Raw genomic sequence first — 25237 nt, 5'->3', positions numbered from 1 at the left:
GTACTGCGCGGGGCCGGATTCACGGCAGGAGGGGTGATGAACAACGCGGATATTGGGTGGATGCTGGTGTCCACCGCGCTGGTGCTGTTGATGACGCCGGCGCTCGGCTTCTTCTATGGCGGAATGGTCCGGGCGAAGAACGCGCTCAACACGATGATGATGAGCTTCGTCTCGCTGGGCCCGGTCGCGGTGGTGTGGGCGCTGGTCGGGTACTCGCTGGCGTTCGCGCCGGGCTCGCCGCTGGTCGGCGGGTTGGGCTTTGCCGGCCTGCGCGGCGTCGGGCTGGAGGCGCAGGGCGCGATTCCGCACCTGCTGTTCATGGTGTTCCAGGGCACGTTCGCCATCATCACCGCGGCGCTGATCTCGGGCGCGATCGTCGAGCGCATGCGCTTCGGCGCCTACCTGGCCTTCATCCTCGCGTGGATGGTGGTGGTGTATGCCCCGGTCGCGCACTGGGTGTGGGGTGGCGGCTTCCTCGCCACGGCCGGCGCGCTTGATTTCGCCGGCGGCGCCGTCGTGCACGTCAACGCGGCGTCGGCCGCGCTGGTGGCGGCACTGGTGGTTGGCCCGCGCAAGGACTATGGCCGGCATGCGATTCTGCCGCACAACGTCCCGTTCACCTTGCTCGGCGCCGGACTCCTCTGGTTCGGGTGGTTTGGGTTCAACGCCGGCAGCGCCCTCGGCGCGACGCCGATTGCGGCGCTGGCGTTCGCGAACACCCTGCTGGCGCCGGCGGCGACGCTGGCGGTGTGGACGCTGCTTGACTTCGTGCGCGGCGGGCGCGCAACCGCCATCGGTGCCGCGACTGCGATCGTCGTGGGATTGGTCGTGGTCACGCCGGCGGCCGGCTACATCGGACCGGCCTCGGCCCTGGCGCTCGGCGCGCTCGGCGCGTTCCCCAGCTACTTCGCGTTGATCTATCGCGCGCGCACCAAGCTGGACGATTCGCTCGACGTGGTCGCCGCACACGGTGTGGGCGGCGCGACCGGCGCCATCCTCACCGGCGTGTTTGCCGACGCCGCCTGGAGCGGCGGACCGAGCGGCATGTTGTCGGGGAACCCCGCGCAGGTGATCACCCAGATCTACGGCGTGGTCGCGGTGCTGGCCTACAGCGGCGTGGCCACGTTCGTCATCCTCAAGCTGATTGCCCTGGTGATGCCGCTGCGCGCCGAAGGCCGCGTTGAAGGCATCGGCCTGGATGTGACGGATCACGGCGAAGAAGCGTACACCGGTGGCGATGGCGCCATTCTCATCACGCCGCGGGCCGGCGGCCTGCCGCTCGCGGCCATGGATCCCGCGCCGCTGCGGGAAGGAGTCCGATCGTGAAACTCATCGTCGCAGTGATTCGACCCGAGCAACTGAGCGACGTGCTCGAAGCGCTCTTTCATGCCGACGTCCGCGGCGTCACCATCAGCCGCGTGCAGGGGCACGGCGGCGAGATCGAGCAGGTCGAGAACTACCGGGGCACGACGGTGAAGATGGCGCTGGCGGAGAAGGTGCGCCTCGAAATCGGCGTCTCGAACCACTTCGTGCAGCCGACCATCGACGCCATCATGGGCGCGGCCCGCACCGGCGAAGTCGGCGACGGCAAGATCCTGGTGCTGCCGGTCGAGCGGATCGTCCGCATCCGCACGGGCGAGCAGGACCAGGACGCCGTCACCCCGGTGCCGGCGCTGGAGCCGGCGTAAACGTTCAATCCGTTATTGATATCGGTTGTATCAATACATTGCGCTTTGATTATGCGTCGAGGTGCTTTCTAATGCGCTGTTGTCGTGAGCGTCATCAAGAAGCTACTCGTTGCCAATCGTTCGGAGATCGCCATCCGCTGCCTTCGCGCCGGCACCGAGTTGGGGCTCCGGACCGTGGCGGTCTACAGCCACGAGGATCGGTTCTCGCTTCATCGCTTCAAGGCTGATGAAGCATTCCTGATTGGCCCCGAGGGCGGCGGCGAGCCGGTTCGCGCCTACCTGGACATCGACGCCCTCGTGCGGCTCGCGGTCTCGGTCGGCGCGGACGCGGTGCATCCCGGCTACGGTTTCCTGTCGGAGAGCGCCGAGTTCGCGCGGCGCATCGAGGCCGCCGGCCTGCGCTTTGTCGGCCCCACGCCGGAACAGCTCGACACCTTCGGCGACAAGACCGCGGCCAAGCGGTTGGCCAAGCTGGCGGGCGTGCCGACCGTGCCCGGCACCGACACCGCCGTCGAGACCGACGAGGCGGCGGTCGCGGCGATGGCGGCGATCGGGTTTCCCCTGATCGTCAAGGCCAGCTTCGGCGGCGGCGGTCGCGGCATGCGTGTCGTGCACGCCGCCGGTGAACTGCTGGCCCGCATCGCCGAAGCGCGTCGCGAGGCGGCCGCGGCGTTCGGCCGCGCCGAGGTGTTCCTCGAGCGCTACATTCCGCGCGTCAAGCACCTGGAAGTGCAGGTGCTTGGCGACGCGCACGGCAACCTGGTGCACCTGTGGGAGCGCGACTGCTCGGTGCAGCGGCGGCACCAGAAGCTGGTCGAGATTGCGCCGAGCGTCGGGCTGCCGCGATCGCTTCGCGAAGCGGTCTGCCAGTCGGCCGTCGAACTCTGCCGGCGGGTCGGGTATCGGGCCGCGGGCACCGTGGAGTTCCTCGTCGATGCCGATCGGGGCGACTTCTACTTCATCGAAGTCAACCCGCGCATCCAGGTGGAGCACACCGTCACCGAGATGGTCACGGGCATCGACCTGGTCCAGGCGCAGATCCTCGTGGCGGCGGGGCATCGTCTTCACGACGCGCCGGTCAACATCCCCAGGCAAGAGGCGATCGAACCACGCGGCGTGGCGGTGCAATGCCGCATCACCACCGAGGATCCGCAGAACGGGTTCATCCCCGACTACGGACGGATCACGACCTACCGGTCGCCCGGCGGGTTCGCGATCCGGCTGGATGGCGGCAACGGCTTCGGCGGCGCCGTGATCACGCCCTACTTCGACTCGCTGCTGGTCAAGCAGACGACGTGGGGGGCGACGCTGGGCGAGGCGATCGGCCGCGCCGACCGCGCCCTGCAGGAGTTCCGCATCCGCGGCGTCAAGACCAACATCGCGTTCTTACGGAACGTGATCCTGCATCCCACGTTCGGTGACGGCACCGCCACCACCGACTTTGTCGATCGCACCGCTGAGCTCCTCCAGTTCCCGGCCGCGCGCGATCGCGCCACCAAGCTGCTGGGCTACCTGGCCGAGGTGATCGTCAACGGGCGTGACGACGTGCGGCAGGGCGGCCAGGCGCCGGTGGCGCTGGTGACACCGGTGCCGCCGGCGGTTGACCGCAGCGTGACGCCGCCGCCGGGGACCCGCCAGCAGTTGCTCGCCCTCGGCCCCGAACGCTTCGCCGACTGGGTGCGGGCCGAACGCCGCCTGCTGATCACCGACACCACCTTCCGCGACGCGCACCAGTCCCTGCTGGCGACGCGGGTGCGGACCTACGACCTGCTCGCCGTCGCGGATGCCGTCGCGTGCCAGTTGCCGAACCTGTTCAGCATCGAGATGTGGGGCGGCGCGACCTTCGACACCACCATGCGCTTTCTCCAGGAGGATCCCTGGGAGCGGCTGATCGAGCTGCGCAAGCGCATTCCCAACGTCCTGTTCCAGATGTTGCTGCGGGCCAGCAACGCGGTCGGCTACACGAGCTATCCCGACAACGTCGTCCGCGAGTTCATCCGCGTCAGCGCGCACAACGGCATCGACGTGTTCCGGATCTTCGACTCGCTCAACGCCACCGGCAACATGCGTGTGGCCATGGAGGCGGTGCGCCTGGACACGGCGGCGCTCTGCGAAGCGGCCATCTGCTACACCGGCGACATCCGCGATCCCGCCCGCACGAAGTACAGCCTCGACTACTACGTGCGCATGGCCCGCGAGCTGGTGGCCATGGGGGCCCACATCCTCGCCATCAAGGACATGGCCGGATTGTGCAAGCCGTACGCCGCCCGCGCCCTCGTCACGGCGCTCCGCGACGAGGTCGGCGTGCCCATCCACTTTCACACGCACGATACCAGCGGCATCAACGGCGCCAGCGTGCTCTACGCCGCCGACGCCGGGGTGGACATCGCCGACGCCGCGATCGCGTCGATGAGCGGCATGACCAGCCAACCCTGCCTCAACGCAATAGTCGCGGCGCTCCGCCATGGCGAGCGCGACACCGGCCTCGACCAGGCCACGCTCGATCGCATGAGTCACTACTGGGGCCAGGTCCGGCAGCTCTATTACCCGTTCGATGAAGGCCTCGATGCGCCGGCGCCGGACGTCTACCGCCACGAGATGCCGGGCGGGCAGTACACCAACCTGCGGCAGCAGGCGAAAAGCCTTGGGCTGGACGCCCGCTGGCCCGACGTGTGCGATGCCTACGCCGCCGCCAATCAGTTGCTCGGTGACATCGTCAAGGTGACGCCGTCGAGCAAGGTGGTGGGCGACCTGGCGTTGTTCATGGTGACCAGCGGCCTGTCGGCCGACGACCTGGCCGTGGGCCGCGGCTCCGCCAATGTCCCGCGCAGCGTCGTCGAGATGATGCAGGGCCTGCTGGGCACTCCGGATGGGGGATGGCCGCCGGCATTTCGCGACCGCGTGCTGGCCGCCGCTCGTGTCGAGGCGGTCGCCGACCGGCCGGGCGCGATGTTGCCGGCCGTGGACTTCGCACAGGAAGCCGCCGGACTCGAACGTGAAATCGGCCGCCGTCCCACCACCGAAGACGTGCTGTCCGCCGTGCTCTATCCACAGGTGTTCCGGGACTTCGCGAAGCGGCAGCAGGCGGCGGACAACACCTCCGTGATTCCGACCGCGAACTTCTTCTACGGCCTGCGCGCCGGTGAAGAGGTGTCGGTGGAGATCGAGCGGGGCAAGACGCTGATCATCAAGTACCTCACCACCGGCGACGTGCACAAGGACGGCACGCGCACGGTCTTCTTCGAGCTCAACGCCCAGCCGCGCGACGTCACCGTGGTCGATCGATCGGCGGAATCCACGGTGAAGCGCAACAGCAAGGCCGACCCTCGCGACGCCAACCAGGTGTCGGCGCCGATGCCCGGCAAGGTCTCGACCGTGGCCGTGAAGGCCGGCGACAGCGTCAAGGCGGGCGACCGCCTGCTGTCGATTGAAGCGATGAAGATGGAGACCGCGATCACCGCGCCGGCGGATGCCGACGTGCTCGACGTGACCGTGGCGTCGGGCGGCTTGGTCGAGGCCGGGGATCTGCTGGTCGTGCTGGCCTAGAAGAGACGGATGTCCACGACCTCGCCCTTTTCGACGATGTCGGTCTGGGCGGGGATCTCGATGTAGCCGTCGGCCTGCGACATCGAGGTGATGTCGCCGGAGGCCTTGAACGCGGGCATCGCCTGGCCATCCACGATCTTCACCGTGTAGAACTGGTGCCGGCCGGTGGTTGACACGATGCGCTGGCCGAGCGGCAGGCTGACGGTCGGCGTGAAGCGCGGACCGAGGCGCGCGATCTCGCGCAGCGCCGGCACCAGCAGCAGGTAGGCGTTCGACAAGCACGACGTCGGGTAGCCGGGCATGCCGAACATGGGCTTGCCCTGGATGGTGCCGAACACCGTGGGCTTGCCGGGCTTCACCGCGATGCCGTGAAACAGGATCTCGCCTTTGCGGCCGATCACGTCGAGGATGAGGTCGCGCTCGCCGACCGAGCTGCCCCCGGAAAACACCAGCACGTCGCAGGCCATGCCGGCATCAATCGCCTGCTCGAGCGCGTCGATGGTGTCTTGCGCCGTCGCGAACGGCTTCGGGACGCCGCCGTGCTCCTGGATGATCGCGCTCAGCGTGAACTTGTTGATGTCGTAGATCTGCCCGGGCAGCAGCTCGCGGCCGGGATCGACGATCTCGTTGCCCGTGGAGAGAATGGCGACCAGCGGCTTCGCGTAGACCTCGACGTCGCCGACGCCGAGCGCGGCCAGCGCGCCGACGCGGCTGGGATTGAGCACGTCGCCGCGGCGGATCACCGTCTGGCCGACCACGATGTCGGCGCCCTGGCGGCCGACGTTCTGCCGTGGATACACCGGCGTCAGGATGCGGACGTCGTTTCCCGCCTTCTCCGTTTCCTCGACCATCACCACGGCATCGGCGCCGGCGGGCATCGGCGCGCCGGTGGCGATCTCGACGGCGGTGCCGGGCTCGAGGTGCCGCGTCGGAACCTGGCCGGTGTAGACCTTCTCGATCACCCGCAGCGTTTTCGGCTCGTAGCGGCTGGCGCCGAAGGTGTCGTCGGCGATTACGGCGAAGCCGTCCATGCCGGCGCGTGAGAACGGCGGCACGTCTCGCGTGGATTGCACGTCCGCGGCGCAGACGCGGCCGTTGGCGTCCACGAGCGCAACGCGCTCGGTCCGCTCGATCGGCCGGCACGCGTCAGCAATCAGCTGGCGGGCCTCCTCCAGCGGAATCGTGTCTTTGATGGGCCGCATTTCGGTTTTTGCCATGGTCGCTACTTTTGTGCCTGTTGAACCAGGTGGCCCAGTTCCGGAATCACGAGCTTGGTCATCGCCAGCCGGACCGCCTTCTCGGATCCCGGAAGCGAGATGACAACCACGCGGCCGATGGTGCCGGCGCCGGCGCGGCTCAGCATGGCCGAGGCGCCGATGTCGTGATAGCTCAGCATGCGGAACAGCTCGCCGAAGCCGGGGAGGCGCTTTCGCAGAAGCGTGTCGATCGCCTCGAAGGTGCTGTCGCGGCTGGTGAGCCCGGTGCCGCCGGTCGTGATGATGGCGTCAACGTCGGCAATGGCGGCCTGCTGCCGGACCAGCTCGGCGACGCGCGCCGGTTCGTCGGGTTCGATCGCCTTGCCGGTCACCTGATGGCCGGCCGCCAGCAGCAGCTCGATGATGGCCTGGCCCGAGGTGTCGGTCTCGTCGGTCCGGGTGTCGCTGACCGTCAACACGAAGACCCGGACGCGCTCCGGCCCTTGCGCCTTGTGCTCGGTGCTGCTCACGCGTCGATTATAGTGGTGGGCGATGAAACGGCTGCTGCCCGTGATGGCGGTCCTGCTGCTGGCGAGCAGCGGCCCGGCCGCCCAGCCGGCCCTCGACAAGGCTGCCCAGCAGTGGGTGGAGGCGACGCTCAAGAAGCTGACCCTCGAGCAGCTCGTGGGCCAGATGATCTTCGCCCCGCTCAACTCCACCTACCTCAGTAGCGACACCGACCAATACGAGGCGCTGGTCAAGCTGGTGCACGAGTCCCACATCGGGGGACTGATCGCATTTGGCGGCACCGAGCCGGTGCCGAACGTGATGCTCAACAACACCTACGGGCCGGTGATCCTGGGGCAGCCGCTCGAGGTGGCGTCGCTCTTCAACCGCTTGCAGTCGATCTCGTCGTTGCCGCTTCTGACCACCTCGGACTTCGAATGGGGCGTCGCCATGCGCATTGCCGGCGCCACGAAGTTCCCGCGCGCGATGGCGTTTGGCGCCACCGGCGATCCGCAACTCGCGTACGAGGCGGGCAAGGTGGTGGGGATCGAGAGCCGCGCGATCGGCGTGCACGTCGACTTCGGTCCCGTGGCCGACGTCAACAACAACCCGCGCAACCCGGTCATCAACATCCGATCGTTCGGCGAGGATCCGGCGCGCGTGGGCGCCATGGTGTCGAGCTGGGTGAAGGGGCTGCAAGACGCCGGCATGCTCGCCACCCTCAAGCACTTTCCCGGTCACGGCGACACCGACGTGGACTCGCACCTCGGGTTGCCACTGGTCGCGCACCCGCGGGCCCGGCTCGACGCCGTGGAGCTGCCGCCGTTCCAGGGCGGCGTGGCCGCCGGCGCCGCCGGCGTGATGGTGGCGCACATGGAAATGCCGGCGATCGATCCGGAGAAGCGCCCAGCCACGTTCAGCCCCACCGTGATCGGCGGCCTCCTGCGAGAGCAGATGCGGTTCACCGGCCTGATCTACACCGACTCGATGAAGATGCAGGCGATCACGAAGATGGCCTCGCCGGGTGAGGCCGCGGTGCGCGCCGTGCAGGCAGGCATCGACGTGGTGCTCGACTCGCCCGATTCGGCGGTCGCCGCCCTCGCGCTGGCCGCGGCGGTGAGAGACGGCACCATTCCGCGCGCGCAGGTTGAGCGCTCGGTGCGGCGCATCCTCGAAGCGAAGGCCCGGCTCGGGCTGCACCGCGCGCGCACGGTCAACATCGAGTCGGCGCCACTGTCGGTCGGCGGGCGCAAGCACGAAGCCATCGCGCAAACCGTGAGCGATCGCGCCCTCACGCTGATCAAGGACGAGCGGGCGATGGTGCCGCTGCCAACGCCGAGGAACGGCAGCGTGCTCTACCTGTCGGTCCTCGACTACCCATCGGGCTGGCGCATCGCGGCGCCCAGCCGGACGATGATTCCGGAGTTGCGCGCGAGGTGGGCGGCCACCGAGGCGTTCGAGATCTCGGATCGGACGACGCCGTCGGAACTCGACCTGGTCCGCGCGCTGGCGGCGAAGTACGACGCGGTGGTCGCCGGCATCTTCGTGCGGGCCTCGTCCGGGAGCGGGCGATTGGACCTGGCGCCGCAGGTTGAGCAGTTCCTCAAGGACCTCGCGCGCGCCAGCGAGCGCCGCAACCAGCCGTTCGTCTCCGTGTTGTTCGGCAATCCGTACACGGCGATGGGCATTCCCGAATTGCCGGCGATGCTGCTGACCTATGACTTCTCCGACGGCGCCGAGCGCGCCGCGGTGCGCTCGCTGGCGGGGGAGATTCCGATCGGCGGCAAGCTGCCGATCGCGCTGCCTGGACTTTACCCGTTAGGGCACGGGCTGACGCGCTGACCCGCCGGCCTTGGCTTCCTGGTCCACGTCGTTCTCCCATCCCGACAGGAGTTGATGCAGGCGCCGGACGATGGCGGTGTTGGACGGCGCCAGGTCGTCGCGCTCCGACACATCCTTGCGAACATCGAACAACAGGACCCGGGCAGCGCCGTCGCGCAGCAGCTTCCAGTCTCCGCTGCGCACCGCGCGCTGATCGAGCCCTCCCGCCCTGACGCGCCAGAACAGCGTGCGTTCCGCTGCCGGCGCCCGCCCCTCGAGGATGGGAAGCAGGTTGATGCCCTCCAGGCGCGCATCCGGCGGGACCGCCGTGTTGGTGGCGGCCAGGATCGAGGCGCTCAGATCCATGGTGATGCCGACTTGCGGCGAGACACGGCCAGCCGGCACGCGGCCGGGCCAGCGGACGATGGTGGGCACGCGGATGCCGCCTTCCCACAATGAGCCCTTGCGGTGGAACAACGGCGCGCCGCGCGAGAGCCACTCACCGCCGTTGTCGTTCGTGAAGATCACCAGCGTGTTGGACGCGAGGCCCAGCCGGTCCAGCGCCTGCAGGATGTGGCCGACGCCTTGATCCGCCCGTTCGAGGATCTTCACGTAGTCGGCGCGGGTGCTGGGGTCCTGGTCGAACGGCTGCACGTGGCGTCCGTTGTTGGCCGCCCGTGTCGGATGGTCCGGCACCTGGTAGGGCCAATGGGCGGCGTTATAGGCCACTTCGAGAAAGAAGGGCTTCCGCGCGTTCTCGGTGATGAACTTCACCGAGTGCTCGGTGATGAGGTCCGTCAGGTATCCCGTCGCCACGGTCGGCTCGTCATTCTCGAACAGGTCAGGCGCGCCGTCGCCATCGGTGTGCTGGTAGTAATCGAGAAAGCCGCTCTTGAAGCCGAAGAACGCGTCGAAGCCGTGGGCGTGCGGGCTGAATTGCGGCTTGTAACCCAGATGCCACTTGCCGACGAGCGCGGTGGCGTAGCCGTTGTTGCGGAGCAGTTGGGGCAGGGACCGGCCGGTCGGGGATAGCCCCATCTCGCCGTCGGCGGCCACGCCGGTGATCGGGCGCTCGAGCGCGAACCGCTGCTGGTAGCGCCCGCTGATCAGGCCGGCGCGGGTCGGCGTGCAGGTGGGGCCGTTGGCGTAGAAGTCGGTGAGCCGCGTGCCGGCCTTGGCGAGGCCGTCGATGTTGGGCGTCTTGATGTCGGGGGCGCCGTAGCTGCCGATATCGCCGTATCCCACATCGTCCGTGATGATGAGGACGACGTTCGGACGCGCGGTGCCGCCGCCTTGCGGCTGGGCCCACAGCGCGATGGCGGACACCGCGGTGACGACCAGACTGACGGCAAGCCTACGCACGATCACCCCCTCGATGAAGTTGTTGACGACGGGCGCATCGTACACGACGACGGCGGTTCGTGCTTAAGCCAGAGATAAGGGCGCAGACCCGATTGCGCCTCGGCGGACCCACTAATGCGGGTTCGTGCCTGTTTCGGCAGTTCCGCTCAACGAACCGTGCAGCCGATCCCGTTCACCCGCCTGCGAATCCACGACAATGCGCCCGCACTCTCCGTCAACCCGTTCGTGAAAGTGAGGTTGAGCATGCGTAGCAATCTGGTGCGCGTCGCAGGCGTGATGAGCCTGGCAGTGGCGCTGGCGGTCCTGGGGCTCTGGTTGCCGTCGGTCAAGGCCCAGTCCGGCACCTTGACCCCTCTGTTGCCCGCGCCGGCGGGCGAGAACGTCTTCCTCCGGTTCCTCGAATCCTGGAACACGGAAAATTTCGACACCGGGAAGGCCTACTACGACGCGGTGGATCCATACGGCAAGCGCACGAACCTCAAGGATTGGCTGGTGGTGAATGGATTTCTGGCATCCTCGACTAGCGCGTTTGGACCCGGCACGCTTGCATCCACCGGCGACGAGAACATCCAGACCGATGCGATGGCCGTCTACCAGAACGCAGCTGACCTGGGCTTCGGACGCCGCATGTATTTGCGGCGTAATGCCGACGGAGCCCTGGCGTCCTACGTGGAGAACTACGGGGACGATGCGCAGCAGTTCTTTGATGCGGATTTAGCCGACGAGGACCAGATTCTCGATAACGCATCGACGCGACGGAAGGGACTGCTCGCGACGGTGGCCATGGAGTATGTGGCCCCCGATGACGAACCGAACGGAGAGAAGCGCGTGACGTTCTACACGTTCGGCGGGAACGGCCAGCGCACCGAAATCGCAAACATCAATCTCGATGGCCGCGGCGACAAGGCCAACCCGGGCGTCTGCCTCGTCTGTCATGGCGGGAAGCCGCAGCCGGTGGTCGGCGGGATCTATCCCAACAAGGGCGACACCGGGGCGCGCTTCCTGCCGTGGGACGTGGGCACCTTGGTCTTCGGCACGGATCCGAGGTACGGACGCACCGCCCAGGAACCGGCGTTCAAGAACTTCAACGCTGCGGTGCGCGATCATCACACGCAGGCCCGGACCTTGGACGAGGTGTCCGGACTGAGGCGTCAAATCGCTCCGGTCGAGCTGATCAACGGCTGGTACGGCGGTCCCACCCTCCCGAACGACACGTTCGATGACTCGTTCGTGCCCAGAGGATGGCGGCCATCGGAGGCACTCGGCATCCCGGCCGGCTCGGCGGCGATCTATCGAGACGTGATCGGCCCGACCTGCCGTTCGTGCCATGCCCAGCGCGACGCGGCACTCGACTTCGCCACCTACAAGGGGTTCGCCGCCCATCGCGACACCATGCTGGACGTGGTCTACGAAGTGCCGACGAATACGTTCCTCAACGGGCTCCGGCCCGGTGATGAAGGAGCGGTGATGCCGCTGGCCCTGCGCACCTACGTCAACTTCTGGGAGACCAACGGTCCACAGAGGCTGCGCAATTTCATTCGTAACATCCCACACTGACGCCTGACCGCGGGTCGCACCCGCACTGCAACCGAAGCGCTGGCCGCGACTGGCGGCCAGCGCCTTCGATCCCATTTCTCGCGGCCGTCAGGACCGTGAGAGGCGATTCCGCACTCTGAGCTCACCGATTCGCCAGTCGAAAATGAGTTTGTCCTGGTGCCTTGCCGCAAATCCATCACAACAGCCCTGCTTCAGAGCGGCGTGACGACAGACCGGACCGTCGCAGGCGCTCCGCTCGTCAGGTCTCCGGCCTTCACGCCTCGAAACGCATTCTCAGCGGCGGCGCCTTCAGCCGCCGCTTTCGTTACCGCCTCCACCAGCGCCTTGTATGCGGCGGCATTGGCGGCGGTCAGCTTCAGCTCGATGAGACCGTCGGACGCGATCGAATTGACCGAGTTCCCGCCGGTCAGGTTCGTGATCTGGTAACTGCCGGAGGGCAGTGCCTGTTGGATCAGGATGACCGCACGAGCGGCGGCGTGCAGGGCGCTGACGCGCCCATAGGCGCCGGAACTATGGCCCCCAGGTCCCTGGAACTCGACGCGCAACCCTCCCGACTGCTGGGCGAAGGCGGGCGTCCCGGCGGCGGCGACAGCGGCGGCGAATGCGATGGAAAGGATCAAACGCTTCATGATGTGAGGCTCCACTGTTATCGGGCGACTTCGCGGGTCCGCTTGCCAATCGGGCCGATCGAGGGCTGCACGACGGTTCCGTCCGCAGCGTGGAACCCCGACACGATCAACGCTGCCGTGAGCACGCGGTGCATGCGGGCGACCTCCGTCGCAGGCGCGCCTCGAGTCCCCCACTCCCAGAACGCATGTCCGCCGGCGCCGGCGGCCGAGGAGGCCAAGCTGAATTGATAGGTCGGGATGCCGGTGTTGGCTGGCACGTTGTCGTTCAAGCTACCGGATCCCGTGCCGACCATCGGAGACGTGAGAACCCCCAGTTGGATGCCCGATTGAAGGCCCGCATGCACAGCCACGTTATCGACGCTGTCTGCCACGAACGCCGGCCGCAAGCCATACCACATCAGCTCCAAGGTGATCCCTTCCGGGGAGCCATCTTTGCGCCCATACCTGGCGTTCTCCGCCGACGCGCCCGCCTGGAACATGGGCTCGATCGTCTGGCGCATCTCGTCGAGCGGTTCCTTGCGCGTCGAACGCATGTCAACCTCGAGCGAGCAACTCGGCACGACCGTGGCGCCGGCCGGCGGTGGCTCGCAGCTCGCGCGGCCGACGGTGTAGGTGGTGCGCGGCGCGCCTTCCCGGAGATCCGAGGGGGTCTTGACGTCGGCAATCTTCGCGATTGCGGCGGCCATTGCCTCGGGCGCACTTGGACTCTTCCCGCCTCCGCGGGGCAGAGGCGCCTTGAACTTCATCTCGAAACGGTAGCTGCCGATGAAGTTGACGGTACCGCCGCCCTCGAGGCCGAAGTTGGCGACGATGTTGAGGGGATTGGATCCGGTGCCGGCCTTCTGGTCGAAGCCGTAGAGCTGCTTGACGCCCGCCAGATTGCCCTTGCCCTCTTCACCGGCGGTGCCGCAGATCCAGATGTCGTAGACCGGCTGGATCTTGTGTTTTTTCATCGCGGCCGCGAGGATGAATGCGTTTGAGGTGCTCGGCATCATGTCGCCGTAACCGGGCACGTAGATGCGCACGCCTCCGCCGGCTTCGGCTTCTTTCGCATTGGCGAAGACCTGGCTGGCCGTTGCGTACTTGTCGTTCTCGACGACGCGGCCGCGAGCGTCGAATGACAGCTCGTCGGGGATTGCGGCCAGCTCCTCAGGCGTTGCGACCACCGGCTGTGCGTACGGCTGCAGCTTGATACGGATGGATGGGTCACCCGCCTTCGGCAGTTCTTCGGGGTTGACGACGTCGATGTGCCCTTCGACGAGCACCTTGGGGAACTGGCCCTTGTAGTGCTGCGCGTCAGCGCGACCCGAGTACGACCCCTTGATCACCACGCACGCGTTGTAGACCGGCAGGCCATCGACGATGTTCGTATCGCTGGCTTCGATGATCCCATCGGCGCGCGTCATCACTTCGGACCGAGAGAACCCCCATTCCCCCACCAGCCGCCGATGAATCTCGGCCGCCTTCAGATGCTCCTCGCGCGACGGCGAGGGGATGCGAACCAGTTCCAGGAACTGATTCCATCGTGCCTTGGCCGCCGCATCCGTGCTCTGATCTTTGACCAGCGCCATGACTTGCGGATCGCTGGCGATCTTCTCCGCCGCGGCGACCACTGAAGGTGGAATCGTCGCTGGTGTCCCGGCTGGAGGTTTCTGGCCGCCTGCCTGACTAGCGAGAGCGACGACCGTCGTCAGGACGACCGCTGCTGCTGTGAAGAGTGCCTTTGCGTGCTGAGGCGTCATGCTCCGAATTATGCACGATCAGCGGAGCCGAGGCACGAGGCCCGCGTGGCTGAATTGATGTGGGAAACGGAGTGGGAAACGGAGTGGGAAAGAAGGTTGCCCTTCGACTCGTTCGGTCCTCGGAAGCCTCGGACCTCACTCGCTCAGGACATTCGATTGCAGTCGAATGGCTTGCCATGAGTAAACCTTCGGCTTGCCGTTAGGCAACCTGGAGGTGAATCGAATGGTGCGCCCAGCATGATTCGAACATGCGACCTCCTGGTTCGTAGGGCGAAAAAAGGCGACCGCACGGGGCAGCATAAGACCGCTGCCCCGGTTTTTTCTAGGGTTTTCGACAACCTGAGTCAACCCGACTCTACCCCCAACCGCCACCGATTGTCAGTCATTTGTCAGTCAGTTTTCATCCACAGACGACTGACAACTCGACCTTAGAACAGAAGGGCGGACCCGTGGATTTTGATCCCCGCGACTACGACTCACGCGACCGGGACGGTCGAGACGTTGGCGATCCTCGCGATGCATTTATGCGCGATCTCGACTTGCCCCGCGGTGAGGACCGAGAGCTCGTCAGAGACCGCGACCGCCAATACAGCTTGAGGGGCTCGGAGACGCGCACGCTTTCGACTGTCGGAGCGTTCCGGGTTGTGCCAGCCAGTCGGCTGCGTGATGACTCTGGCCGTCCGGCCGATCCGCGATCTGGCGACCTGCGAAATCTTCGCGAGCAAGGTCTGGTCGAGACCGTTCGGATTCCTGGCCACCGCGACCATGCCGTGGTCCTCACGAAGTGCGGCCGGGAGCTTCTGGAGCGGCATCGCGATCCTGACCAGGGTGGCCGCCAGACCTTCTACGCGGGCCTCAAACGGACGCGTGAGCTCGAACATGACTCGCAGGTCTATGACGCGTACCTTCACGTCGCCGGTCGCCTGGAGCACCAGGGTGCCCGTATCGATCGGGTCGTCCTAGATTACGAGCTGAAGCGCGATTATCAGAAGTGGCTGCACGAGCACGACGCCGACCGTGACAACTACGACGGGCATCCCGATCGCGACGAGGAGGACATCCGCGCGTGGGCACTGGCGCATGACCTGCCGTACTTCGATGATCAGGTGCACTTTCCGGACGTTCGAATTGAGTACGAGGATGTCGACGGGGGCCGCGAACACGAGGATGTGGAGGTGCTCACCATCCACTATCGCGGAGCGCACGGATCGGCCGCCGCGCAGTCTGGATTCACGTGTTACGGCGCAGGCTCGGCGCGCAGCGGAGGAGGACGATCGCCGGATCCGCGCCTCGCTGAGGAGCTGTTGAGATGACCTTCAACGAGCGCGTTCATGCGGTATCAGAGTTTGGTTTCACGACACGCCAAGCACGCTTCCTCGTGACCGTCATGCTGCATGGTGGCGTCTGTCTGCCGAGGCAGTATGCGAGGCTTGCCGGCACGGCCTACGGGCACAAGGTCAACGTGTTCTTCAATAAGCTGGTGAGCCTTCGGTACGCCGTAAGGTGTCGCTGCGTCCACAACCGCGCGGCGGTCTATCACGTGCGGCACCAGCCTCTCTATCGCGCGATTGGTGTGCCGCACAGCCGCAACCGGAAACCCGTGGCGGCATCTCGCGTCATCGAGCGTCTGATGCTTCTGGATGCGGTCATCTCGCACCCCGATTTGGACTGGCTTGCGACGGCTACAGACAAGGTCGCTTACTTCAGCAGTGATGCCTCATCGGACATGAGTCGGTGGCCCCAGCAAATGGTCGCCGGGAGGCGCCGCTACTTCCCGGATCACCTGCCGATCGGTGTAAGCCCGGCTGGGCAAATCGTCTTTGTGTTCCTGGCTGCGAGTTCTCTCACGGATGATCTCAAGGCATTCCTTCAACGTCACGCGGAGCTATTGAGAGCGCTCCCTATATCGACTGTGCGGCTAGTATTGCCGCCGTCTGTTGCGCCTCTGACGTCGTCGCTCGAAGCAGTCGTGCGGGACGAGTTAGCGAAGTCACAGTCACCGGTAACAGGGCGCATCGAGTCTGAGGTCTTGCCGGTCTCGTATCGACATCTCTCGCCGCTGACCAAGCTCGCGCGTCCGATTACCAAAGGGGTTGAGGAGGGGGAACGCAGGGGGGAACACACCCCTGCACGTCCTCAACCCCCTCAAGTCGAATACGACGCTGATGATCCGGCAGGCTGTGCACGCGATTGGCGCCGCTTGATGGATGCTCGTTAGCGCAATCCTGTCAATGACATGCGAGCCGACGCGCCACGTTCGAAAGGGCGGCGTTCTATGCCGCCCTGGCCGCGGAACCGAGTTGTGATGGCAAGGAACCGTGGCGTGAACGACCCCACCTGGCGCGCGAGAACACGTCCCGCGCCCCGTTCCGGGGTCGTTCACGCCACGGTTCCCGATGACCGCAGTCGTGTCACTGACGCGGCCCGGAGGTGGGCCAATGTCGTGACCCAGTTCTGGTTCGCACTTAGACCAAGATCGTGGCGCGCCGCAGCGGAAATTCGAGACCCAGCGTCAGGCCCCGCGCAAGGCCGACCCGATGTCTACCAGACGCTCGCAGCGCGTCCGCGTCGCGGGTTGGCATCACCGGGTGCAACTCAGCGAGCGCACTTGGCTCCTCCAATGCAGCGACAGCCTGTTCGCTTGACACAGTAGGAAGTCTTCCAGGAATTCGGAGAGCGGCTGCCCAGCTTCGAGGTAGTCGATGAGCGTCTCTCTGGTCAGTCAAACTGCCCGACGCGCCCGAACAATGTGGGCGAATCGTTCTGCACAAGTCGGGCCCGAAAATGGCGGCCAATTGTGCTTGGCGAAGGGGTCCGAAGCCGCTAGCGCGAAGCCGTAGGCGAGTGCGGCATGAGTCGAACCCGACAGGAACATCTTCAACGCCGTAGCGTATGCCCGCGCCAATGCGCCCGACTGACGCTCGCCTGTCCGCGAATCAGCGCCGTGTCGCCACGAAAGTTGCGTCCCCACGCATATACGTGCCCGGTCCCGTGGAGATGCGCATCACGTGGCCCTTGATCGTTCCGTCCGCGTCGAGCGTGCCGGTGAAGTCGGCAATCTGCGTCACGCCGGGACGCTTGGGGTTCTTCAGGACGGTCGTGAACGTCACCGCCTTGTTACTTGCAAAACCCATGAACGCCCCTTCGCTGCGGTCCTGGAACGTCACGTAGCCGTCGAACGGAACCGGTTTGGATTCCTCCATCACGTCGCCGAGCTTGAAGGTGACTGTGGCGCGAAAAGAAACACCATCCGGCATGCCGGGGGGCCCCTTGTGCGTCGCGATCAGCGACCACGTGCCGGACACGCCGGTTGCGGGCTTCTTGGTCTGGTCGGCGCGCATCGGATCGGGCAGCGCCAACGCGAACACGATGAAGAGAAGAGCGGCGCGGTGTGTCACGGTCACCTCCGTACGATCGCGAACGTTTTGCCGACAACGCGCGCATTGTAGGGAAGTACGATTGATTTGTCCAACATTGTTAGTGTATCGTCCGCTGAATGGCTGACCCCGGGTATCTCGGTGAGTTCGAGCAACTCGTGTTGCTGGCCGTCTTGCAGGCCGATCAGATGGACGCCGGCGCCTATGGCACGACCGTGTTCGACGAGCTCGTCGCGCGCACGGAGCGCCGGATCGCGCGTGGGGCGGTCTACATGACGCTCGATCGACTCGAGAAGAAGGGCCTGCTCGAATCCTTTGAGAGCGCGCCAACCCCGCAACGTGGCGGACGGACGAAGCGGTGCTACTCGGTGACGAAGCGGGGCATGGCCGCACTCCAAGCGTCGCGGAGGGCGCTCGTGCAACTCTGGAAGGACCTCGACGCTTTCGGGCCTATCCGATGAGCTGGCTGTTGCGTCGCCTGATCGGTCGCGATCTCGCCGAGAGCATCCTTGGCGACTTCGAGGAGTGTGCGCGCCAACGCCACCCGCGTTCTCCAGTCCGTGCCGCGTTGTGGATATGGCGCGAGCTGGTTGGGGTCCTCATCGCCGCGATCGCTGAACGCGCCCGAGGCAAGGTCCTTTCGTCAGTTCCGACGAGCCGCCACGAGACGAGTTCGGTGTCGCGCTGGGCCGCCGACTTCGGCCTGGACATTCGCCATGCCGGACGAATGTGCCGCCGCAATCCTGGCTCCAGCCTGGCCGCTGTTCTCACGCTCTCGCTCGGTATCGGCTGCACGACGGCCATCTTCAGCATCGTCAACGTCCTGCTGCTGCGATCGCTTCCGTACGAAGGCGCGGATCGCCTCGTGCGAATCGCGGAGCGTCTGCCGAGGGGCGTCGGCGGCGGCCAGGCTGGCGCGACGAGCGCGATTGAGGCGGCTGACGTGCCCGAGCTGCGCGCGCGTTCAAGTACCCTCTCGCATGCCGGCATTCATGCGCGGAGCACGCACACGCTGGTTGGGCAGGCAGAGACCGTGCGGATTGCCGGCGCACGCGTGTCGCCCGCGATCTTCGACATGTTGCACGCGCAGCCGCTCCTCGGACGTCGCTTTCGCGCGGACGAAGAGACGTTGGGTGCGGAACCATCGGTCATTCTGAGCTTCGGTGCATGGCACCAGTACTTTCATGCCGACCCGGAGATCCTGACTCGGCGCCTGGTTGTCGACGGCGAGTCCTTCAGCGTCGCCGGCGTCATGCGCGAAGACTTCTATTTTCCTGATCGACAAACGGAGGTCTGGACCCCCTTCGTTCTGGGCCCGGTCGTGGGGGGACGATGGCCGGTGCTGGCGCGCCTGCGGGATGGCGTCTCACTTCAGACGGCGCAGGACGAGATCAATAGCCTTCTCTCGGGTCTGAGACCTCAGTCGTCATCCGGCCAGGGATCGATCGACGGTCTTCACCGTTTCGCGGTCGTTCATGCGCAGGACGCGTTGTCCGCGCCGGTGAGACCTGCGTTGACGGTGCTGATGATCGCCGTGGGTCTCGTCTTGTTGATCGCGTGCACCAACGTGGCGAATCTGCTCCTCGCACGTGCGGTCGGCCGGGCGCGAGAGATCTCGGTGCGCAGGGCACTTGGTGCGGGGCGATTCCGGCTGGTTCGCCAGGCATTGACCGAAAGCGTGCTGCTCGCCGTCGTCGGAGGGATCGCCGGCATCGTGCTCGCGATGGGAATGATCGAGATCCTCCAGATCATCGGCGTTGGACTGACGCGCCGGGATCTTGGCCCAGCGTTGAGCATTCCGCGCCTCGAAGAAGTGCGCGTCGACGTGTTCGTCCTGGCCTTCACGTTGATCGTCTCGGCTTTCGCAGGCGTGGCGTTTGGACTGATCCCCGCGATCGCCCAGTCGCAATCGAACGCGATGGATCTTCTACGGAGCGACAGCACGAGCCGTTTCGGCATGTCGGGACGCAGTCCGATCCAGGGCGTCTTGATCGTGGGGCAGATGGCGATGGCGATGGCGTTGCTCGTGGCGGCAGGCCTGCAGATTCACAGCTTCGCGAAGCTGTCGTCGATCGATCCAGGGTACGACCCGAGCGATCTTCTGACGTTTCAAGTGCTGTTTCCGGACGACATGGGGCCGCCGACGTTTGCCGAAGAATTCGTCACGGAAGTGCAGCGGCTGCCCCGCGTTCGCGCGGCTGGGTACTCGAGCTCGCTGCCGATGGTGCAGAACGCCTTCATCTCGCCAATCAGCAGGACGCCCGGACCACCGCGACCTCCCGCGCCTGGATCGTCACCGACGCCGGAGTTTCCCGAGAGCCGCATTGTCAGCCGCGATTTTCTCGATGCGCTTGGCGTGCGCATCATTGCCGGTCGAGGACTGTCATCGGAAGGGCAGTCCTCGGGCCAGCGTGAAATCCTGATCAATCGCGCCTTCGCGCGCACTGGTTATCTGGGGAGCGATCCGGTCGGCCAGCAGGTGTACTCGAGCGAGCGCCTGGTCGAGGTCGTCGGCGTCATCGAAGACGTGCGGCAGTTTGGTCTGGATCAACCGGCCGACCCACAGGTGTTCGGCTTGGCCGTCGGCGGCGGTGGGCAGCTGTACTACGCGGTCAAAAGCAGCGGATCGCCAACGTCGCAGCTCGCCGACATCCGGCAGATCGTGCGTCGACTCGTGCCTGGCGCAGGCCTCTACAACGTCGCGACGATGGATCAGATCGTGGCGAGCTCAATTGGACGGCGCCGGTTCTATGCCGTGCTGATGGCGACCTTCGCGGCCATCGCCGCGACGCTGGCCGCCGTTGGTTTGTATGGAGTCGTCGCGTATGCCGTGTCGCGTCGCACACGCGAGATCGGCATCCGCGTTGCGCTTGGCGCGCATCCCCGGCGCGTGCTGGGTTTGATCATGCGTGACGCCGCCGTGCTGATCTGCACCGGCCTGTTGCTTGGCGTCGCCGGTGCGATCGCGTTGACGCGGTCGTTCGACGCCATGCTGTTCGACCTCACGCCGCTCGACCCGGCGACCTATGCGGTGGTCGCAATCTTCTTTACGCTCGTGTCAGTGACCGCGGCGTTTGCCGCCGCGCGGCACGCGGCGAGTGCCGATCCCGTCGTCGCCCTTCGCTCGGAGTGATGGCCAGCCCGGACAAGCAGGCTCGTCAGTCGGGGGCGAGCGAGGCCGAACTGCTGCGGTCGAATCCGGCCCTACGGGCTGGGGATCTGGCCAGCGCGCGTGGGCGTATGTGCGCGCGCACCGCGACCAGATCGACGCCCAGATTCGAGAGAACGAAGCAGCTTAGCTGCGCAGTCGTATCTCGTCGCTCCGGTGAAGTCATTTTGCGGGAGGGCTTGGGCGCGTCAAGGGTCCGCTCGCTCCGCTCGCCGCTATCGCGCCCTTGACCCGCCCAGCGCCCTCCCGATCCGGAGCAATTACCGGCGCGACCGGGATCGATGCTCAGGTCCAATGCGGTGATATGCTTACAGATGAACATGAGTGTAAGCAAAACACCGACGCCACGCGCCGCAACCCGCAGCCGCGTGCTGAAGCTCGCCAGGACCCAGTCCCTTCTCAGGACTCGTGATGTCGCCGCACTCGGTATTCATACCGGGGCGCTGACCCAGATGGCGAGATCGGGTGAACTTGAGAAGGTGGGGCCGGGCCGATATCGGCTGGCTGCGAAGCGGCAGATCTCGGAACACCATGACCTTGTGATTGCAACCAGTGCCGTCCCAAGTTCCGTCGTGTGCCTGGTATCAGCGCTCCGTTTCCACGGCATCGGAACCCAGCTTCCGCACCAGGTCTGGATCGCCGTTCCGCGCGGAACGCGCGTCCCTCGGCTCCAGACCCCACCCCTCCGTGTGGTCAACATCTCACCCGCGCTGTTCGATCTTGGCCGGGCCGTGCATCGCATCGAGGGCCAAGCCGTGAACGTCTACAATGTCGCCCGCACAGTCGCGGACTGTTTCAGATTCCGGAACACGATCGGCCTCGACGTGGCGCTCGAAGCGCTTACCGAAGCGTGGCGAAGCAAGCGCCTCAACCTCGACGAGCTCCATCGAATAGCAAAGCGTCTGCGGGTGAATCGAGTCATGCAGCCCTATCTAGAAACGGTGGTGCTGTGAAACGCGAGCCGAAGAACATCTCTGCGTCTGTCCAAGCGCGCCTCCTCCAGCGCAGCCGTGACCTCAACGTCGAGCACCAGCTCACGCTCGCGCGCTTCGGAGGTGAACGCTTGTTGTACCGCCTTGCGAAGTCGGAGTTTGCGGACCGCTTCATTCTCAAAGGTGCAGCAATGCTGCTCGTGTGGATGGGCGACGCCATCCGACCAACCAAAGACATCGATCTACTTGGTTTCGGCGACACGTCCGCCGAGGCGCTCCAGAGCATTTTCGCTGCCATATGCCAAGTCGAGGCGCCCGACGACGGCCTCACGTTCGTGACCGAAACGGTTCGCGTTGAGGCGATTCGCGAGGGGCAGGAGTACGGCGGAATGCGCATCACCTTGATGGCGCTGCTGGGCAAGGTCCGCATCCCACTGCAGGTGGACGTCGGAGCGGGCGATGCCGTTGTGCCGCCGCCGGACACAATTGACTATCCGGGTCTGCTTGACCTTCCGCGCGCTCGGCTACGTGTCTACAGGGCGGAGACGTCCATCGCCGAAAAGACCGAAGCGATGATTCGTCTCGGCCTGGCGAACAGCCGGATGAAGGACTTCTTCGATATTCGAGGGCTCGCGATGACCAAGCCGTTCGACGGTGAGACCCTGCGTCTCGCGCTCGCCGCGACTTTCGAACGACGACAGACCGCTCTCCCTTTGGAGATGCCACTCGGCCTGACGAACGAGTTCAGCGAAGACCCGCAGAAGCGTCAGCAATGGGACGCGTTCGTCGGTCGCATCCCGGGAGCGGAGCGGGCCGAACTATCCGATGCGATCGGGCTGCTCGGAGCATTCCTGTGGCCCGTCCTGCAGGCGGCAGCGAGAGGTGTCCGATGGCGCCGGCGGTGGGAACCTGGCGGTCCTTGGATATCGGCCTAGCGGCGGACGATTCTCCGTGAGTGGCTAGGGCGCTTCAAGGGTTCGCTCGCAACGCTTGCCGTTCCGGTTCATTGCCCGCCCGACGCATTTGTCAGGACGCAGTCTACCCGTGATCTCCTGTCACCCGATGATTTGATCGGCCTGCTTTGGACAGCCAACGCAAAGGGCCTAAGCTGGAAGTATGAAATTCCGAGTCACGGCACAATTCGCTGGCGATACTCGTATTGCAAGCTCTCCCCTCAGAGTGTCCTGGCCTCCATATCTCATCTCCTTCGAGGCCGACGATAGCGGTGCGGTGATTTCAATTGCTGCTGAAGTTACAGTCGATGATTACAAGCCGCTACTTCCTATCTACGATTCCTCTCGCGATCCGATCGTTCTCAAGTACCCAGACAATCCCTTTCATGCGGATTTGTTATCCCTCCTGCAGTACTTCGAATCCGTCGGTGCCTTTTGGTGCAGCGTGCACGAGATCAAGTGGGAGAGTGCCGACTTCGACTGGGTGCCGGAAAGCGATACAGAGGAGTCTCAGCTGGCGGTCTGGAATCTTCGGATTGAACAGAAGTATCCACCGGCAACAACCACAATCGACGACAGTTACGTAAAGACTCTGATCTATCGCAGGGCTAAACATGAATGTCTAACAGTTCCACTGGCGTTCTACCGGGAAGGCAAGAATGAATTCCGCCGATTTCGATATATACAAGCCTTCGTCAACTTCTACTTCATGATTGAAGGACTATTCGGCGGTGGCAGACCCAACTATAGAGTCCGTGAGCAGTTTGCAAACGCGCCGACACTCGTGAAAGCCGCCGATGCCGCAGCCGAGTAATTACGGGGTCAACCGAAACATTGGGAAGGAGTGCGTGCGGCTTTGCCATCCGCAAGTTATTCGCTCAATGCCGATGGCCTGTTGGACCTTCTCGTGGACTGCCGCGGCGTGCTCCATCACTTCTCAACGCGTGACTCGCGCCCGAAGGCGCATCCTCACAACCAGAGAACGTTTGAATCAGTTGCCTATATCGCGATGACCGTCTGTATCAAGTTGCTCCCAAGCCTCATTGCGGATCAGCCGATACCAAGCGACGTGCAAGTGTAGGAGCGGCCTACCAGCCGCAGCCGTCGCCGCAGATGGACTATGCTCGGCCGAATTGTCGCGACGGCTGGTTGGCGCTGAGTGGACTTCCTTCGCCTGAGCGTTGACGCGTGCGAGCGAAATTTATGGATGGCTTCGTTGGTATTGATGTTGCCTTTGCGAAAAGGAAACGGCTGCCGGTCTGCGTCGCGACCTGGATGCATGGTCGGCTTGTGCCATTTCCGGTCGCTGACCGACGTGCCCCCGCGCCGCCTCGAGGCTCGGGCAATGTGGCGACCTTGAATTCTGAAATCGTCGCGAAGTTCGCAAACGACACCGCTGCCTACCTCCGTCAGCTCGAAGCATATTTCGGTGTGACGATTCGCCGCATCGCCATCGACGCGCCCAGCGAACCTAGGAGCAGTGGTGGCAAGCGGCGGCAAGCCGAATGCGCGTTAGACGACCGCAGCATTAGTTGCTTCACTACGCCCAGCGCCGAAGAGTTCGAAAACATCAAGAGTAAGGCGCGGCATCACCTCGAGGCCGGCGGCGAAGAATCCCGTCTGCCTCACGCCAACCAATTGTGGATGTTGGTTGGGTTTGCATTATTCGAGCGACTGCGGCGCGAATGGGAGTGCTTGGAGGTCTTCCCACAAGCTACGGCGGCAGTCCTGAACGCAAACGATACGCACAAGTCTGACGTGAACGGCGTTGAAATCCAACTCAGGGCAGCGTCCAGGTTAACGCGGTGGCCAGAGCCGTTTAGCCTGCACGAGTTGCGGAAAGTTGTGTGCGGCCCCGCCCACGATGGTCTTGACGCGTTCTTGTCAGCATGGGTTGCAGCATTGGACGAACGCGATCGTTCTGAATTTGGCGCCGCACCGGATCACGTGATTTGGGTGCCTAACGTGGCACTGCTGTCTAACAAGGCGCTGCGGGCACCGAGCGGCGCGACTTCTGACACACTAGAGTAGCGAAAACGCCGCTCGTGGCGCAGCGTCAGATCGTTCGGCATTGGTATGCCTAGATTCACACTCAATTACCTGGTTTCGCCCCCGTGGGCCTTCGGATTACCGGACGGCAAGAAGGTGGTCGTTCCGGCAGGCTCTCAAAACGTTACGAGTTCATCGATTGATACACGGACTGGCCAAGTGGCTAGTCACGGGACTCTTCCTATTTACCGGCTACCAGAGGTGGCCCTGAATCTCGTGGTGCCGGGAGCGGGACTAGAACTTCGGTTTCAAGACAACTACTTAAGTCTGGGTGTCGAGGCCGACTCCATTCAAGATGCCATAGAACGCGGCGAAGATGTTGTCGACCTTTTGTGCCAGGCGCTCTCTGTTCATTACGGTGTTCGTTTCTCAGCCTCGCTGCGCCATCTCGAAGATTCAGAAGGCAATCCGAAGCAGCTCGTCAGGCCGCGTGCCATCCCTTTGATGGACATGGCCTCCTTCAACCTCGAGGAGTTGAAAGATCGAATTGGCATCGCGTTCAACTGGGCACAGACGGTTGACGACCGGGCGCGAAAGGCGCTGCTGTACTTCGAGCATGCATGTCTGTTGCGAGAGTTCTCTCAGTCTCTTGAACTCTTCTCGCCCCATGTGACCTGCCGGGTTTCTTCGGACCAATCGTTACTGGAGAATGGCCCCTTCGGGGTTAGTTAGTACGTTCGGTTCTTCTGCCCTGACTTCATCTTGTTCA

20 protein-coding genes are annotated in these 25237 nt (G+C 64.8%); 14 read left to right on the top strand and 6 right to left on the bottom strand.

All coding sequences use genetic code 11. The annotated features are described in order from the left end of the window. The first annotated feature begins 36 nt into the window (after positions 1-36). From WC815_15400 to WC815_15390, 3 genes are all read left to right on the top strand, one after another. Positions 37-1326 carry an ammonium transporter gene (locus tag WC815_15400; protein MFA5910166.1) on the top strand — a complete coding sequence of 430 codons (1290 nt, stop codon included), beginning with the start codon at positions 37-39 and terminating at the stop codon, positions 1324-1326. Next, a complete protein-coding gene (locus tag WC815_15395; GenBank protein ID MFA5910165.1) occupies positions 1323-1688 on the top strand; it encodes a P-II family nitrogen regulator in 366 nt (121 codons plus the stop codon). The genes WC815_15400 and WC815_15395 overlap by 4 nt, the downstream gene beginning before the upstream one ends. A gap of 84 nt (positions 1689-1772) precedes the next feature. Next, entirely contained in the window at positions 1773-5234 is a 3462-nt protein-coding gene (locus WC815_15390) for a pyruvate carboxylase (protein ID MFA5910164.1), read from the top strand. Here WC815_15390 and glp read toward each other — a convergent pair. Beyond that, positions 5231-6451, bottom strand: coding sequence for a gephyrin-like molybdotransferase Glp (gene glp / locus WC815_15385; GenBank protein ID MFA5910163.1), 1221 nt, complete (start codon positions 6449-6451; stop codon positions 5231-5233). The two genes, WC815_15390 and glp, sit on opposite strands and share 4 nt — an antisense overlap. Before the next feature lie 5 nt (positions 6452-6456). Continuing rightward, positions 6457-6960 carry a MogA/MoaB family molybdenum cofactor biosynthesis protein gene (locus WC815_15380; GenBank protein MFA5910162.1) on the bottom strand — a complete coding sequence of 168 codons (504 nt, stop codon included), beginning with the start codon at positions 6958-6960 and terminating at the stop codon, positions 6457-6459. A 22-nt stretch (positions 6961-6982) separates the two neighbouring features. Here WC815_15380 and WC815_15375 point away from each other — a divergent pair, with 22 nt between their 5' ends. Then, positions 6983-8779, top strand: a complete 1797-nt coding sequence (locus tag WC815_15375) for a glycoside hydrolase family 3 protein (protein ID MFA5910161.1) — start codon at positions 6983-6985, stop codon at positions 8777-8779. On the opposite strand, the gene WC815_15370 is transcribed toward WC815_15375, so the two are convergent. Next, a complete protein-coding gene (locus WC815_15370; GenBank protein MFA5910160.1) occupies positions 8756-10120 on the bottom strand; it encodes a sulfatase-like hydrolase/transferase in 1365 nt (454 codons plus the stop codon). The genes WC815_15375 and WC815_15370 overlap by 24 nt on opposite strands. Before the next feature lie 243 nt (positions 10121-10363). Here WC815_15370 and WC815_15365 point away from each other — a divergent pair, with 243 nt between their 5' ends. Next, positions 10364-11677: a hypothetical protein gene (locus tag WC815_15365; GenBank protein MFA5910159.1), complete on the top strand. Its 1314-nt coding sequence runs from the start codon at positions 10364-10366 to the stop codon at positions 11675-11677. Positions 11678-11868: 191 nt separating this feature from the next. On the opposite strand, the gene WC815_15360 is transcribed toward WC815_15365, so the two are convergent. Beyond that, on the bottom strand, positions 11869-12306 hold the full coding sequence (locus tag WC815_15360; protein MFA5910158.1) for a peptidase dimerization domain-containing protein: 438 nt from the start codon (positions 12304-12306) through the stop codon (positions 11869-11871). A gap of 17 nt (positions 12307-12323) precedes the next feature. Continuing rightward, positions 12324-13919 carry a hypothetical protein gene (locus WC815_15355; GenBank protein ID MFA5910157.1) on the bottom strand — a complete coding sequence of 532 codons (1596 nt, stop codon included), beginning with the start codon at positions 13917-13919 and terminating at the stop codon, positions 12324-12326. 653 nt (positions 13920-14572) lie between these two features. On the opposite strand from WC815_15355, the gene WC815_15350 reads away from it, so the two are divergent. Then, positions 14573-15361 (top strand): hypothetical protein, encoded by a 789-nt coding sequence (locus WC815_15350; GenBank protein MFA5910156.1) that lies wholly within the window; start codon positions 14573-14575, stop codon positions 15359-15361. Further along, on the top strand, positions 15358-16266 hold the full coding sequence (locus WC815_15345; protein ID MFA5910155.1) for a hypothetical protein: 909 nt from the start codon (positions 15358-15360) through the stop codon (positions 16264-16266). Before WC815_15350 ends, WC815_15345 begins: the two co-directional genes overlap by 4 nt. Positions 16267-16984: 718 nt before the next feature. Here WC815_15345 and WC815_15340 read toward each other — a convergent pair. Beyond that, the gene (locus WC815_15340) at positions 16985-17452 is read right to left on the bottom strand and encodes a hypothetical protein (GenBank protein MFA5910154.1); all 468 of its coding nucleotides are present in this window, start codon (positions 17450-17452) and stop codon (positions 16985-16987) included. Positions 17453-17544: 92 nt separating this feature from the next. Between WC815_15340 and WC815_15335 the strand changes: the two genes are divergently transcribed. The 7 genes from WC815_15335 to WC815_15305 all read left to right on the top strand — a co-directional run bounded on the left by WC815_15335 (position 17545) and on the right by WC815_15305 (position 25200). Continuing rightward, positions 17545-17886 (top strand): helix-turn-helix transcriptional regulator, encoded by a 342-nt coding sequence (locus WC815_15335; GenBank protein ID MFA5910153.1) that lies wholly within the window; start codon positions 17545-17547, stop codon positions 17884-17886. Between the two features lie 215 nt (positions 17887-18101). Then, complete coding sequence (locus WC815_15330; protein ID MFA5910152.1) at positions 18102-20558, top strand: ABC transporter permease; 2457 nt, start codon at positions 18102-18104, stop codon at positions 20556-20558. Between the two features lie 350 nt (positions 20559-20908). Then, on the top strand, positions 20909-21547 hold the full coding sequence (locus WC815_15325; protein MFA5910151.1) for a type IV toxin-antitoxin system AbiEi family antitoxin domain-containing protein: 639 nt from the start codon (positions 20909-20911) through the stop codon (positions 21545-21547). Further along, the gene (locus WC815_15320; GenBank protein MFA5910150.1) at positions 21544-22461 is read left to right on the top strand and encodes a nucleotidyl transferase AbiEii/AbiGii toxin family protein; all 918 of its coding nucleotides are present in this window, start codon (positions 21544-21546) and stop codon (positions 22459-22461) included. The genes WC815_15325 and WC815_15320 overlap by 4 nt, the downstream gene beginning before the upstream one ends. 181 nt (positions 22462-22642) lie before the next feature. Continuing rightward, positions 22643-23293 carry a hypothetical protein gene (locus tag WC815_15315; protein ID MFA5910149.1) on the top strand — a complete coding sequence of 217 codons (651 nt, stop codon included), beginning with the start codon at positions 22643-22645 and terminating at the stop codon, positions 23291-23293. Between the two features lie 389 nt (positions 23294-23682). Then, positions 23683-24510 carry a DUF429 domain-containing protein gene (locus tag WC815_15310; GenBank protein MFA5910148.1) on the top strand — a complete coding sequence of 276 codons (828 nt, stop codon included), beginning with the start codon at positions 23683-23685 and terminating at the stop codon, positions 24508-24510. Positions 24511-24729: 219 nt separating this feature from the next. After that, positions 24730-25200 carry a hypothetical protein gene (locus WC815_15305; protein MFA5910147.1) on the top strand — a complete coding sequence of 157 codons (471 nt, stop codon included), beginning with the start codon at positions 24730-24732 and terminating at the stop codon, positions 25198-25200. The last annotated feature ends 37 nt before the right edge of the window (positions 25201-25237 follow it).

The organism is Vicinamibacterales bacterium (assembly GCA_041659285.1).
GTDB lineage: Bacteria > Acidobacteriota > Vicinamibacteria > Vicinamibacterales > UBA2999 > 12-FULL-67-14b.
The sequence above is the reverse complement of the archived record's forward strand: the minus strand, read 5'-3'. Positions and strand labels throughout refer to the sequence as shown.

What these genes read in the sequence shown, in the direction of transcription:
- WC815_15400 (MFA5910166.1), top strand. Translation starts at nt 37, where the DNA reads ATGAACAACGCGGATATTGGGTGGATGCTGGTGTCCACCGCGCTGGTG.
- glp (MFA5910163.1), bottom strand. Translation starts at nt 6,451, where the DNA reads ATGGCAAAAACCGAAATGCGGCCCATCAAAGACACGATTCCGCTGGAG.
- WC815_15375 (MFA5910161.1), top strand. Translation starts at nt 6,983, where the DNA reads ATGAAACGGCTGCTGCCCGTGATGGCGGTCCTGCTGCTGGCGAGCAGC.
- WC815_15365 (MFA5910159.1), top strand. Translation starts at nt 10,364, where the DNA reads ATGCGTAGCAATCTGGTGCGCGTCGCAGGCGTGATGAGCCTGGCAGTG.
- WC815_15360 (MFA5910158.1), bottom strand. Translation starts at nt 12,306, where the DNA reads ATGAAGCGTTTGATCCTTTCCATCGCATTCGCCGCCGCTGTCGCCGCC.
- WC815_15350 (MFA5910156.1), top strand. Translation starts at nt 14,573, where the DNA reads ATGCGCGATCTCGACTTGCCCCGCGGTGAGGACCGAGAGCTCGTCAGA.
- WC815_15345 (MFA5910155.1), top strand. Translation starts at nt 15,358, where the DNA reads ATGACCTTCAACGAGCGCGTTCATGCGGTATCAGAGTTTGGTTTCACG.
- WC815_15335 (MFA5910153.1), top strand. Translation starts at nt 17,545, where the DNA reads ATGGCTGACCCCGGGTATCTCGGTGAGTTCGAGCAACTCGTGTTGCTG.
- WC815_15325 (MFA5910151.1), top strand. Translation starts at nt 20,909, where the DNA reads ATGAACATGAGTGTAAGCAAAACACCGACGCCACGCGCCGCAACCCGC.
- WC815_15315 (MFA5910149.1), top strand. Translation starts at nt 22,643, where the DNA reads ATGAAATTCCGAGTCACGGCACAATTCGCTGGCGATACTCGTATTGCA.
- WC815_15310 (MFA5910148.1), top strand. Translation starts at nt 23,683, where the DNA reads ATGGATGGCTTCGTTGGTATTGATGTTGCCTTTGCGAAAAGGAAACGG.